A 13,193-nucleotide genomic window follows, 5' to 3' on the forward strand; every position below is an offset into this window, starting at 1 on the left:
AGAGCCAACTCCCTATCAGTGAATTCAACATTAATGCCAGGGGCGAGCGGTAATTTAATTCTATCCACGTGATTAAGGCACAGCCATCCTTTAAACTTTTACACCAATAGCCATAATTACCCCCACCTACACTAATATAATTCGAAGTAAGCACAAGGATAAATATATTGAAATTAATTAACAATAATAATCAATATATTATTTATTATGCTAGCTAACCTGTAACAACATGCTATAAATTAATTTAACATATTAATAAATATTAAATTAATAACTCCAGCTAGTAAGTTGACTACATAGTGATACATATGTAATTGCATCTAGTATATAGTATATTACAATTCAATTCCAGGTGGGAAGTTGGCTGCAGGGTGCCTTGAGTCAGTTCGGGGGACCTGACTCAGTATTGGTGCGCCTTATGATTTTCTGCTGGGTGGCTAAGGGGTAAGGAATATTAGTTTTTGTGGATGTGGTGCTTATTGTCTTAGTGGCTAGTGGTGTTTAATATTGCGGTATCATTATTTATGTAGCCTATTACCTTATATTTTACTTTAATTAGTAATGGTATTAATGATTATTCTCCTTATATTTTAGAAGTAATCTAAAGTATGCTTACTTCTAGTTGGTTTCAAACGCATTTACAATAATCATGCGTTTAATTGAGCCAGAAATACATGTGCTGGTATGATGTTAATATCTTCAGTGTCCTTTGATATTGTTATGACTTTTTTCATTTTACCTGCCTTAACGTCCACTCCCCTAGCCCTTTCACGGAATTTAACTTCATAACCTGTGAAGTCACTTGCTGATACAACATCAATTTCCCTACTACCAATTACAGTGTATCCGACTTCACTTACCCTGGATAAATGAGAGGCAACCACACCCTCAACTATTATTGCATCATCAGGTGGCTTAACCCCAGTCCATAGTGAGATTACCCTATATATGAATGGGTCTATGAAGTGTACTTTAATTAACTTCCTATAATCCCTATTGCCAGTGTTGACATCAATGTAGTTTAAGGCCACTATTAGGAGCATCCTGCTTAGTAAATCAATGTACTCTGAGATGGTCCTATGGGATACGTTAAGCTCCTTTGCAATTGAATTATAACTAACCCTACTCCCAGCAGTTTCAAGTAGTATTGATAGGACCTCCTTCACAAGCTTCTCATCCCTCCCCATCCTCCTAATATCGTAGGTAATCCAATCAATATAGGACTTATAAACGTCAGATGTTATTGTATTGAAGTTAATGTATGAGTTTATTGATAATGGGAACCCACCAGTAATAAGGTACTTCTCGAATAATTCCTTAATCTCACCATACCAGCCAGGGCTTACTTCAATTTCAGGCCTTAGTGTTTTTACGTATGATTGAAAACTAAGCGGATACAATACAACATCAACACCGTAACCCCTCCTACCTGGGAATGTCTCCACCTCCCTCCTTAGGGATATGCTTGTTGATCCAGTTATGGTCACTACATCGTTCTTAAATAATCCCCTATCAATACTATACTTAATGGCCCTAAACCACTCATCAACATAGGTAACCTCATCAAGGAATATGTAGCTTACTTCAATACCATGCTCCTCCTTAATTCTCAAGTACCTCCTTAAAACGTTAAGCAATTCCTCATAATCACTAAGTAGGTCACAACTATAGTAAAACACTGCCTCAGGCTTAACTCTATTTAGTAAGTCCCTTATAATCAACTTCATCATTGTAGTTTTCCCAACTTGACGGGGCCCATAAATGAAATTAAGCGAGAATGGTTTTAACGATATAGTGTTAGCCTCCTTGGGAATCCACCTAACCTTAGCACTACTCCATTTAACAATATCTGGATCATAATTAATATACCCACTACCCCTCCACCATGGGTTAAACTCCTCAATACTCATTATTGATACTTATAGTAGCAGCCTCCTTAAAAAGATTTGCTACTGTGAGTAGCAACTTCATGCTTTTTAATGAAGTAGCTTCCTAATGCATACTTCAATATAGTTTAATATTAGTCATATGACTTAGTAAATGTAGGCCATGTCATTAATGCTATTACTTGTAGCTAAGTTCAATATCTAATTACTTAACTCAATAAGTATAAGCTTATTAAATACGTTAAGTTCACTGAATTTCACTTAGTGATACCTAATTCCATTAATTTAGCCATAATCTTTGATGTTAACTCGTATGTTGAGGCAATGTTGGCGTTAAGGACCCTAAGTTGATTATTCAGTAAATCTAATCTATCTAAAATATCCTTACGTAGATTATCAATCCTGTCAGTAATATCCTTACGTAAATCATCAAGCTTACTATTCATCATTCTACTTTCCTCTATTAATGTCTTTACATCATCCCTTAGGGCCCTTGCATCATCTCTAAGTATTTTCATGTCGTCTCTAAGCATCTTTACATCATCTCTCATCGCTTTAATATCATCTCTAAGCATCCTCATGTCATCTCTTAATGCCTTAATATCATCCCTCATTACGTAGGTTAATATTAATTGAGCATCCTCCCTGGAAACCTGCCTACTGGCTATTAGGCTGGGTAACTGAGACATCAAGTAATCAACACCCCTACTTGCAAGCAGCGAAATTAACTCACTTAAATCCATGCACTTAAAGCATTGAACCACCTTATAAGCTTTACTGGAAATCAGTTACTGCATGGCCTTAAACTTATTATTAAATTCCTACAATTATTATCAAGGTTAATATAAGTTGTAAAGGTTTAGGAATTCTTAGTTAATAGTTTAATTAGTGTCATGTTCCCAGCTAATACCCTGGTGTAATGCATTTATGAGGTATTCTTTGATTAATGAATTGAAAAATAAATGATATTTAAGCTTATTTAAGGTAATGAATGCCCTTAAGGTATTTTACCGCCGTAGAATTCCTTTAAAACATCCTCAAGGCTCTTACCCTGTGACCTTGGACCATATAAGTAGCCTATTATGATGTTAAGTATGAAGAACGCCGTAGCCACTGCGGCAATGGCCTTATAGCCAATTATGGATATTATAGTTGGCACAACCAGGCTCCACACACCCAGTGCGAACCTCATCCATGACCATGCGAATCCCTGCGCACTATTCCTAACCTCAGTGGGGAATAATTCAGTGGACCAAACCCTNNGTTTGAGGCCAAAGCCACATACCATGCCCAAAGCCAAAGCCTATTACATTGAGTAATGCAACCCATAGTATGCTGAAGGGTAGGAATATGGGTACTGCGAACGATATTGCACATATTGCCGCGGAAACAGCATACATGAGATTCCTATTAAGCCTATCGGATAACTGCATGTAGACTGCCGTAACGCCTATTATTGCTGTAATGAACCATAGTATTTGACCAGTATAGGCCATTGTTGTGGATGTGAATCCAATATCCTTGAAGAAGAAGGGTAGGAAGAAACCGAAGGTGCCGGCAGGGACACCCCAGAATATGTATATTGGTATTATGAAGGCAAGGCCCTTCTTATACTTAAATATGTCACTCCACTTATATTTATATTGTGTTTGCTGGGCATTAACCTGTGGGGCCTGTTCGCCAAGCTGCTTCAATGCAGACTCCACTACATTAGTCTTACCTGTAACAACCCCCCATCTGGGTGATTCAATAAGGCCCCTTCTAAGCACCCAGGTTATTATTGCCACTGCAGCTAAAACACCGAATACTACCCTGAAGGTTAATGCACCGTAGGGTTCGAAGGCTATGCCTAGGAGTAGCATTATTATTGGGCCAATGTACCACATTACGTTGGTGAAGGCCATTAGGAATCCACGCTTATACTTAGGCGCGTACTCAGCTATTAGGGACCAGGAGGTGGGTACATCAAGGCCAACCGCAATACCAGTTATTATGTAGCCTATCAGAAGCATTACGTAATTTACTGCAGCAGCCATTAGGACCGTACCCACGAAGTATGCTAGTAGGTCATACATGTAGATGGTTTTCCTACCATACCTATCCCCCAGTGGTCCAGCAGCAATGGCNNCCTATAAAGGCTGCGAAGGCGTTGGGGCTGAAGGCTGCAATGATACCGAGGAGGAGTGACGTTAAGTGAAACACACTAATCCAGTATATTGTTGAAACAGCCCCGGCAACTATTGCACCAGCATCAAGGAAGTCACCCATTGCGGCCAGTATAGTCCATCTATAGTGAGCTGACGTCAATCGAGCTTCATCAAACCTCCTTATTACGTCTCCACTCATAGGGGCCTAATTAATAAAGCCTTAGTTATAAATTAGCAATGCAAAGCGTTGCATGTATAATGAGAACCTTAGTTTAAAGTAAGTAAATAGTACTATAGTTTTTATGAGGTAATGCTTATAACTACTAAGAGGAGTAATGAATCGTGGATACTCATCATATTCACCCAGCATTATTAGATGTGACTTATATTCATGAGGTCGATTGGACAGCTGGGTTACAGGACCTCCACTGGTACTATTGGGTTAATCAAGCTGGCATAATTTACTCAAGGGGGCAGGTTCTTGAGATGGCTATATTGAAGGTTAATGATAAGTACGCACTAAGAAGCATTATTAATTCACTACGTAGGCATAATGATAATGTAGTATACATGGAGGGTATTAACCCTGGTTATCCTAAGTACGTTAAAATGATTGTTAAGGGTAATGTTAAAGTCTCAACGCGTTATCTGGCTCAAGTCATGGGGCTTATTGAGGCCTACGCCTATTACAGTAATGGTATTGAGCATTGGGGCTTCATTACACTTAATTCTAAGGATACTGAACAATTCATAACCAGCATTAGTAATTATGGGAAGGTTCTTAATGTTAAGTTAAGGGCATTGAATATTGATAATTCCTTCAATGCTGGTTCACTTAGACTTGAATCATTACTTAACCCCAGTGAGTATAGGATACTCATGTATGCCTTTAAGCGTGGCTTCTTTAATGTACCAAGGCAGGTTAACGTAAGTGAACTTTCAAGTGAATTAAAACTCTCTAAATCCACCATAGACAGGTATTTGCGATCATCATTAAATAAGATACTTAGGATAATTATTAAGGGATGATTATTAAGCCACATATCAATTAAGAATGCGTATGCAATTAATTCATATATAAAATATTACCAATACCATAATCAATAGGGCATTATTCATTAATTCACCTATATTAGACTAATAGGTGTAGATTCAGGAAATTTTCGGCCTTAAGGTTAAATTAATGCGAAGCCCTATTTAAGGTATCAGTTCCTCCCTAAGGCTATATGAATCTTCAATGCCCTCCTTATGTTTAAGACTAAAAACACTGATGCTACTAGTTTTAAACCCTCCCAATACTTTGGCATAGTATACCCAGAACCTAAAGTAGAATTCGGCCTTATTACCATGAATTACCTAGCTCTTTATGGTGGTGCGGCTTCTTAACCATACGGTGAATCTTATTTTTAGAGATTCGTTAAAATGAAGCTGAATTACTATGTGCCTTAACTTGAATTATTGGGGAAAATAAATATAGTAGTAATGTAATTGAATAGTATGACTGAAGATAGGCCATTCAACTACATGCTTCACTATAATGGTGAAGCATGTGCAGCCACAATATGGGATATACCCTTCATGATGCAGAGTTATGAAGTATATGCAGAAGCTCATGAAGCATGTAGGGGCGTATACTTAGTTTCAGTAAATGTATCGCCAATGAATACTGCAGGGATTGGCACATTAAGGGAATCCGTATGGATGGTATTAGTTAAGGTACAGTAAGTGTATTGAATTAAATGATGAATAACAATGATTAATGTTACTTACCGTGCGTGAACCAGGATAATGGAAGTATTATTAGCCTATTTAACTTACTGTGAGTTAATTCACCTTGAGCCTTAATTAGTAGGGCCTCTGGGTTAATAATCCTTAATCTACTGGAATCCTTAATGAGCTCAATCACCCTACTACCGCATCTTGGGCAAGTCTTAATCTGCCCGGCACCAACGTAATCAATCCAGCATTGCCTACACCTATACGCGTTAACCGCTTTATCAACGTCAATTACTCTTAATGCACATAAGTCCCTGAAACCCCTAACAACAACGCCAAGTGCTGCTGGGGTAAGTCTCCTTAACGCCTTCCTATTCTTAAATACAGTTAAGGCATCTGCTTCAATGATAATGTTACCGCTGTAACCCATTGCATACACTTTATTAATCTCCTCAATTAATTCCATGGAATCATGCGTGAACTTAAGCACTAGGGTAGATTCCTCACTTGGCTTAATCTCATACGTGTAATGCCTAATTACTGGTACTGGTTCATTACCCTTAAGTAATCCAGCATCATCAATGAAGCCGCCATTACCTGATATTACTGATATTACGGCATAGTCCCCTAACTCCTTCACATCACTTGAGAATACATATGGCCTTAACCCAGTACTCATTCTAACCATGGCTAAGGCAGTTGAGGCGCATATTGATAAGTTAATTGCCGGTAATATTTCTTTAACTGCATTATATTGTTCATCATTTATATAAACCAGCGGTTCACCGGTAGTAACTATTACGGCATCATCAATAGCCTTAATTGGCTTAATTCCATTACTCATCATTAGCCTCAGGGCGGAGTTAACGCATAAGCCAACCTTACAGTGGTCAATGATCAGCGACTTCACGGTGGCTCAGCTCGGCGATATTTTTATAAGCGTATTCACGCTTAACCACTATGCCTAACACCGTGGGCTTTAAGCCGTACTTCATAGTACCGCCATTATCCTCAATGATAATGGGGGCGTTATTAACCATAGGTTTAACATTAAAGCACGCCTACATACCTACACCAAGCCCAGTAATAAGCAGTAGTAATACCGTCTCAGCAGGCTTCTACAATACCTTAATAATCCTGCTAATGGCCTTAGCAGGCTTAATTGTAGTCTACCTCCTGGTTAGGTATGCTAAGTTTAAGGCGTTTGCAGTATTTAAGGATGCCATGATTATTTTCCTAATCTATACGTTAGTAACCTTCTACCTATATGAGTACGCAACCTACTATGATATCTATCCACTCCTACTCATAGTAACCTTTTACCCATTAAGCCTAGGCTTAACAGCAGTATTAAGCTACTTCTCCCTATACAGTAATAATCAATTATTGAGGGGCATTGGCATAGTATCCTACAGCGCCATGGCCGGCTCACTACTGGCTACAAGCCTACCCCCAGTGACGGCGGCAATGGTTCCAATAGCGTTGGCGATATACGATGTATTCATGGTTTACAAGGGCCTATTGGGTAAGTTGGCTGATTCAATGAAGGGTGGTGTTGGGAGGAGCCTACTTAGGGGCCTTGTCCTTGACCTAAGGGATACGGCAATAGGTGTGGGTGACTTAGTAGTGTATTCATTAATGTCAAGCTTCACAATATCCCTTGCCGGAAGCTCAATGGCCTTAACACTCACCGTGCTTGTACTCGGTGTTTTAATCGGCTTCTATGCAACCTATAGGATACTCCTACCCTTTAGGGGATATGCACCAGCATTACCGTTGCCTGTATTGCTTGGTTTCGTACCTGTTATTCTAATTCTCCATGCCATATAAGAATTAAGAACCCACGGTGGGTGAAGTATGGGTTAGAAAAAGAGGAGACACCCCAGCCCCCTTTATCCTAAACCAGACTAGACTACGGCCGCTGATTCCTAGGTGGAGATGGTGTTTATAAGCATTTCCCATTATTACACCATGGCTGGTTTAACCACGTTTTCATCAATACTTATTAATGCCTCACCCTTAAGCGTAACTTCACCATTACTTACATTAGCCTCCCCATTAACGTAGTCAATACTAATACCCCTCACCTTAACCTCATGCCCACTTAATGAACCATAACCCCTCACTTTTATCCTTGAGGCTTCCCGCGAGTAGGCTGCAATAAGTAGTTTACCTTGCCGTGGCCCCACGTAGATTAATTGAGAGTTACCTTGAATTAACATTGCTGGTTGATACTGAGCATAGAGTGCATCCTCAACGCCATACCCATTAACAATCACCCTAACCCCCTTCTCATAGGCAATCCTAAGGATGTTCATTAACTTGTTAAGTAAGTCACTGCAACCCTCCTTAAGGTAAAGTAAGCTTAAGCAACGGGCCACTGCCTCATATTCACTCCACTTACCATTAATAACGTTACTATAACCCATTAGGCAAGCCCTCTTGGCAATATCATATAATTCATTATTATTTAAGTATATTGAGGACTTTAAGGCTAACCTACTACTAAGTAAACTATAACCCCTATAAGGTGGGTACTTATCATCCTCACCCTCACCCATATGTGCCTTAGAGTATAAGCTATAGTAAAGGTATCCATCACTCCTCTGGAATTCACTGGAAAGCCTAACAATAGCCTCAACACCACTTAACGCGTCCCTAATACATTCACTACACAAGCCCCTGATGTATGCCTCACTGAAGGATAACACAGCCATTAAGTGTGTATTAAGCACCATTAGGTTCTCCCAACCCTGGGGATCACTGGAGAGGAAGTGCCTACTACCCCATCTAAACCACTTTAATCCATTACCCAAGTCAATGTAACCTAGGCAATTGGGTGGCTGAACATTGTAGCATTCAAGGGCCTTAAGGGCACCCTTAAGATACCTTGAGTCACCGGTTAACTCAAAACCCCTCAATAGAGTGTTGAATACGTATGACTGCTGCGGTGACCCATAAATATCCTTAGCCCTAGCTGCCGTTATGTAAGGTATCTTAACGCCGCCGTATTCATTCATTTTGTTTAATAATTCCTCATAGGCAAACACTAGGATATCTAGGAAAACAGCGTTACTTGATTCAACCCAGTTAGTTAACGCAACATTGGCAACATCACCCCTAACCCAGTAGTAGGCTTGCCTAGGTTTTATGAAGCCAGGGAGCTCACTCTCCTTGACGTACCCAGCCTTAACTAAGGCCCATATTAAACCATCCTCAAAGAACCCACCGTAAAGTAAAGGCAATGGTTTCGGTAACTTACTTAAGGCATTAATGAGCCCCTTAGGGTCACTGGTGATGGTGATTAATGTATCGCAGTAATCACCCTCGCCACTGGTCTTAACCCAAAGCTCATTACCCTTAATGGTTAACTGAGGATTAACTTCACTTATCAAGTATGGCCCTACATCATTCTCACGGTAACAGTATGCGGTGGTTGGAATAATAACGCATCCACCACGCCTTGAACTTAAGTCGCTGATAACGGCATCACTAGTAATGCCTCTTAACTTAACGTTACTTAATTGCGATGGCGCATGAATAATAATGTACCAATTACCACTTAATCCCCCATTAAGTAGCTTAATTGAATATTCACCTTGGTTGCACTCCTTAATTAATCCCCCTGAGGTACAGTTGCTTAAATCCAGGTTTAAACCACAGGCCACATGTAGGTATTCGGAATCAATATTTAAACGCATTATTAATCGGTATCTGAAGCCACGATAGGTTAATTAACCCCCATTAATGCTTACCTTAATGTGGACTTAGAGGATTTAAGAGCGTTAATGAGTGTTATTAAGGCTAAGTTAATGAATAGGCCCATTGCCCTATGTGACATAGGGGACGCTGATGGCTTAACTAGTGCAGCGTTATTTCTCATGAAGTACCCAAATGGTTTAATAGTGTTTGCACCACCAAGTAAGGTGCAGAAGGGTTGGTTATACAGGGTGATTGAATGGGATTTCGTAGCTGACTTACCTTGCCCAGGGAAGGCTGTGGCTAGGGCTGATCACCACAGGACTAATAAACCATGCGCCCAATTCGAATACTACGACCCAGAGGCCCCCTGTTCAGCCTATATGGCTGCTAAGGGGCTTAACCTCAATGACTCAAAGGCGCAGGACCTAGTTAAGGTAGCCATAGAGACTGATACAGCTAATATAGCCTCCAAGGAGGCGGAGGAAATAGATATGGCTGCCAGGTTCTCCAACTACAGTGAGAAGGTTAAGTTAGCTAAGGCACTGGCACGGGAGGGGTTAATGGCGCTTAATGAGCCTTGGGTTAAGGATATTGTGGAGAGGGGGTATAGGGCTAAGGAACTTATGTTGAAGATAGCTGATCAAATACCCATAGATAATGTAGTTAACGTATACTTTAGCAGGAGGGTGGGTAGCTTATCCTACAGGCAGTTAACAATAGAACTTCAGAAGAGGGGGGCTAGTATGGTTAATATACTGGTTAAGTTAAATTCAAGGACATTCAGGTATTATTGCGGTGCCGATAAGTCTAAGTTCGACTGCACAAGAGTAGCCTCAGCCCTAGGTGGTGGTGGGCATCCTTATGCCGCTGGTGCTCAATATAAGGCACCCCTGCTTAAGCCAAGTCAAGGCCTTGAGGTATTTGTTAGGGTGCTTAAGGATAAGCTGAATATGGATAAGCTAAGCCTAATAGAGGTATTAAATGATGCAAGCGGTGTAGGCATTAGGAGGCTTCAATTATAGGCTNNGCTTTGACTGAGTTAGGTTAATATACTTAAGCCTAATTAATGATTCATGAATGAGCTTACGGATAAGGATATTGCAGTCCTAGTTCACTTAAGGAGGGCTAATGTTGATTACGGTAAATCCATTGCATTAAGCACTGGGATACCTCTACAGGAGGTTTTACAGATACTTGATAAGCTTGAATACCTGGGCCTAGTGGAGAGGGTTAAGGGTGGGAAAACCCTTAAGAGGAATGTGGCTAGGTTTAAGCTTAGTAATGAGGTTAGGAAGCATCACATATACTATAGGTTAAGCAGGAATGGTGAGTTACTTATTAGGGCTAATGCTAAACGCAGTAGGAGATGATTCCCTCCACATAATACTAAAAAGTGGTGGCTATATAATGGGTAAAGCAATCGAGGGGAATCAAGGTATTAACACTAGTTTAGTTTCACCATCCTCAATAACCACACCTATTAGTCTTAGGTCCTTAACATCATCACCCATCTTTTCAATAACCTTAATTGACTTATTGAGGGAATCAGAAATTACCATTAACTTACTCCTAATCGCACTCATTAATGAATTAAGCTCAAACCATGGAGGAGTTACATGAACGTCTATTATGTAATTAAAGTAAGTGAACCTAATATACTCATAGGACCCACCTCCACCCTTAGCCATTAACCTCCTCTCACCCTTAACAAACCTCTTCATTATGGATAACTCAGAATCAATGTAACTTAAAACTTTATTCAACTGCTCTATATCGCTCCTAATATCCTCGACTGCGGTTTTCGCATTATAAAATTTCATAAAGTCAATAGGCATCTCAGCATTAACTCAACTTTGCGCATTTAAGTGTTTCGCATTAATATAGTTAATTCAGCAATACACTATTCAATTGCCTTCCGCCTCACGGACTCCTTCCAAATCTGCTTCTGCCTCTCAGGTGCCTTAAGCTCCTCTGGTGTGGTTGTCCTACCCATTATGGTTTGAGGAATGTATGCTCCTCCGGCGAAAGTGAAACCGCATTTTGGGCATTGCCAAATGCCGAAGGCAAGCCTCTTAAGCCTAACCAATGATCTGCATTGTGGACACCTATGCATCCCCCTTTGCTTAACCTCTATCTGAAGCACCTTCCTCCTAATCCCCATTCCATACCTGGCGCCAAATCTACCAGTTGGCCCAACTATCTTAGTGTGGCTGAATGGCACACTTCATCGCCTAACCTGCGTTTAAAAACTTTACCATGGCAGCCTCTCCCTCTAGCCCTTAAATAATGCTAAAAAGCCCACTGAAAGCACTTTACCGTGGAGTATAGGTTATTTGGGAGAAGTGGGGTTAAGGTTTCCGTAATAGGCATGGGTACTTACTATGACCCATTGTGGATTGCAGCCTCTATGATTGGTTTAAGGCCCTCTAGGGAAAGGAAGTTACAAGCCTTAAGGGTTGGATTAGAGAATGGCATTAACCTAATTGATACTGCTGAAATATATGGTAGTGAACCAATTGTCAGTGAGGCTATTAGAGGCTTTAATAGGGATGAATTATTCATAGCTACTAAGGTTTGGCTAAATCACCTTAAGTATGACTCAGTAATTAAGGCTGCTCAAGGCAGTTTAAGGAGGCTTAACGTTAAGTATATTGATCTTTATCAAATTCACTTCCCAAATAGGAGAGTACCCATTGAGGAGACAATGAGGGCCATGGAGTACCTAGTGGATAAGGGTATTGTGAGATTCATTGGCTTAAGCAACTTTAACCTAAACCAAGTGATTGAGGCACAGCAGGCTTTAAAGAGGCATGAGGTAGTTGCACTTCAATTACCCTATAGCTTAGTTGATAGGAGGATTGAGGGGGATATTATACCGTACGCTAAGAGGGAGAATATGGCTATATTGTGCTACTACCCCCTGGGCCATGGTAAATTAGTGAGGGAGTTTCCGAGGGATTTAATAAACCTGGTTAAGAAGAACCATGGGGATAAGACGCCTGCCCAAATAGCCTTAAATTGGATAATAAGTAAGCATGAGAATGCATTCCCAATACCTAGGGCGTCTAATCCAATCCACGTTAAGGAAAATCTTGGTGCAGTGGGCTGGAGGTTAAGTGAGGAGGAGATTAACTCAATTGAGGCATGGTTCAGAGGCAAGTAGGCTAAACAAGTTAAGCGCCATAATGTTTTCTTAACTCTAAAGGGTCGGAGCTTTATGTACGCTGCAAAATTATTAAACACTAAGCGTTATTATTAGGCTATGAGTTACACATTAGTTAATGTAAACGATGTTAAACCGGAGCCGCTTAATATAAAAGGAGCCACTGGTGTGTTCACACAGTGGCTGGTTAGTAGAAGTAATGGTTCAAGTAAATATGCCGTTAGGAGGCAGTTAATTAAACCTGGGGGTAGGGCGCCATTGCATAGGCATGCCTACGATGAAACCTTCCTGGTATTAAGTGGTAGAGGTGCCATGATTATTAACGGTGAATCAATTGAGGTTAAACCAGGTACATGCGTGTTCGTACCATCTAATGTACCTCATTCAATAAGGAATACCAGTGATAGTGACTTAGAGTTAATTACTGTAATATCATATGAAGGGGATATGAGCATTGAGGTCTTGGAGTAGCTTCATGAAGAATTAAGTTAAAGATCATTGGGTTCTTAGATATACTCACTACTGTTGATGACTTAAGGTTTCATGCATCATAGTTTAAATTCTTCAGTACTTAATCCC

The 13,193-nt window shown here is 40.3% G+C and carries 15 protein-coding genes; 7 read left to right on the forward strand and 8 right to left on the reverse strand.

Annotation, left to right across the window (positions count from 1 at the left end; translation table 11 throughout):
• Positions 1-647 precede the first annotated feature (647 nt).
• The 4 genes from BP896_RS08570 to BP896_RS08585 form a co-directional block, all read right to left on the reverse strand.
• The gene (locus BP896_RS08570) at positions 648-1,910 is read right to left on the reverse strand and encodes an ATP-binding protein (RefSeq protein WP_291767551.1); all 1,263 of its coding nucleotides are present in this window, start codon (positions 1,908-1,910) and stop codon (positions 648-650) included.
• Positions 1,911-2,143: 233 nt separating this feature from the next.
• The gene (locus BP896_RS08575) at positions 2,144-2,629 is read right to left on the reverse strand and encodes a hypothetical protein (RefSeq protein WP_291767552.1); all 486 of its coding nucleotides are present in this window, start codon (positions 2,627-2,629) and stop codon (positions 2,144-2,146) included.
• A 254-nt stretch (positions 2,630-2,883) separates the two neighbouring features.
• Positions 2,884-3,174: an MFS transporter gene (locus tag BP896_RS08580; RefSeq protein ID WP_291767554.1), complete on the reverse strand. Its 291-nt coding sequence runs from the start codon at positions 3,172-3,174 to the stop codon at positions 2,884-2,886.
• Positions 3,131-3,961 carry an MFS transporter gene (locus BP896_RS08585; protein ID WP_291767556.1) on the reverse strand — a complete coding sequence of 277 codons (831 nt, stop codon included), beginning with the start codon at positions 3,959-3,961 and terminating at the stop codon, positions 3,131-3,133. The genes BP896_RS08580 and BP896_RS08585 overlap by 44 nt, the downstream gene beginning before the upstream one ends.
• A gap of 414 nt (positions 3,962-4,375) precedes the next feature.
• On the opposite strand from BP896_RS08585, the gene BP896_RS08590 reads away from it, so the two are divergent.
• The gene (locus tag BP896_RS08590; RefSeq protein WP_291767557.1) at positions 4,376-5,062 is read left to right on the forward strand and encodes a helix-turn-helix domain-containing protein; all 687 of its coding nucleotides are present in this window, start codon (positions 4,376-4,378) and stop codon (positions 5,060-5,062) included.
• Between the two features lie 468 nt (positions 5,063-5,530).
• The gene (locus tag BP896_RS08595; RefSeq protein WP_291767559.1) at positions 5,531-5,758 is read left to right on the forward strand and encodes a hypothetical protein; all 228 of its coding nucleotides are present in this window, start codon (positions 5,531-5,533) and stop codon (positions 5,756-5,758) included.
• Positions 5,759-5,795: 37 nt separating this feature from the next.
• On the opposite strand, the gene BP896_RS08600 is transcribed toward BP896_RS08595, so the two are convergent.
• Positions 5,796-6,659, reverse strand: a complete 864-nt coding sequence (locus BP896_RS08600; RefSeq protein ID WP_291767561.1) for a hypothetical protein — start codon at positions 6,657-6,659, stop codon at positions 5,796-5,798.
• A gap of 50 nt (positions 6,660-6,709) precedes the next feature.
• Here BP896_RS08600 and BP896_RS08605 point away from each other — a divergent pair, with 50 nt between their 5' ends.
• Complete coding sequence (locus BP896_RS08605; protein ID WP_291767563.1) at positions 6,710-7,579, forward strand: hypothetical protein; 870 nt, start codon at positions 6,710-6,712, stop codon at positions 7,577-7,579.
• 134 nt (positions 7,580-7,713) lie between these two features.
• On the opposite strand, the gene BP896_RS08610 is transcribed toward BP896_RS08605, so the two are convergent.
• The gene (locus tag BP896_RS08610) at positions 7,714-9,417 is read right to left on the reverse strand and encodes a hypothetical protein (protein ID WP_291767565.1); all 1,704 of its coding nucleotides are present in this window, start codon (positions 9,415-9,417) and stop codon (positions 7,714-7,716) included.
• 93 nt (positions 9,418-9,510) lie between these two features.
• Here BP896_RS08610 and BP896_RS08615 point away from each other — a divergent pair, with 93 nt between their 5' ends.
• The gene (locus BP896_RS08615) at positions 9,511-10,473 is read left to right on the forward strand and encodes a Fis family transcriptional regulator (protein WP_291767566.1); all 963 of its coding nucleotides are present in this window, start codon (positions 9,511-9,513) and stop codon (positions 10,471-10,473) included.
• A 51-nt stretch (positions 10,474-10,524) separates the two neighbouring features.
• Entirely contained in the window at positions 10,525-10,821 is a 297-nt protein-coding gene (locus BP896_RS08620; RefSeq protein ID WP_291767568.1) for a DUF2250 domain-containing protein, read from the forward strand.
• A gap of 60 nt (positions 10,822-10,881) precedes the next feature.
• On the opposite strand, the gene BP896_RS08625 is transcribed toward BP896_RS08620, so the two are convergent.
• Both BP896_RS08625 and BP896_RS08630 read right to left on the reverse strand, forming a co-directional pair.
• Complete coding sequence (locus BP896_RS08625; protein ID WP_291767570.1) at positions 10,882-11,286, reverse strand: hypothetical protein; 405 nt, start codon at positions 11,284-11,286, stop codon at positions 10,882-10,884.
• Between the two features lie 65 nt (positions 11,287-11,351).
• On the reverse strand, positions 11,352-11,672 hold the full coding sequence (locus tag BP896_RS08630) for a 50S ribosomal protein L37ae (protein ID WP_291767571.1): 321 nt from the start codon (positions 11,670-11,672) through the stop codon (positions 11,352-11,354).
• 96 nt (positions 11,673-11,768) lie between these two features.
• On the opposite strand from BP896_RS08630, the gene BP896_RS08635 reads away from it, so the two are divergent.
• Together BP896_RS08635 and BP896_RS08640 are read left to right on the forward strand one after the other, a co-directional pair.
• Positions 11,769-12,614: an aldo/keto reductase gene (locus tag BP896_RS08635; protein ID WP_291767573.1), complete on the forward strand. Its 846-nt coding sequence runs from the start codon at positions 11,769-11,771 to the stop codon at positions 12,612-12,614.
• Positions 12,615-12,713: 99 nt separating this feature from the next.
• On the forward strand, positions 12,714-13,085 hold the full coding sequence (locus BP896_RS08640) for a cupin domain-containing protein (RefSeq protein WP_291767575.1): 372 nt from the start codon (positions 12,714-12,716) through the stop codon (positions 13,083-13,085).
• Positions 13,086-13,193 lie beyond the last annotated feature (108 nt).

It is taken from the genome of Caldivirga sp. UBA161, from assembly GCF_002506515.1.
GTDB lineage: Archaea > Thermoproteota > Thermoprotei > Thermoproteales > Thermocladiaceae > Caldivirga.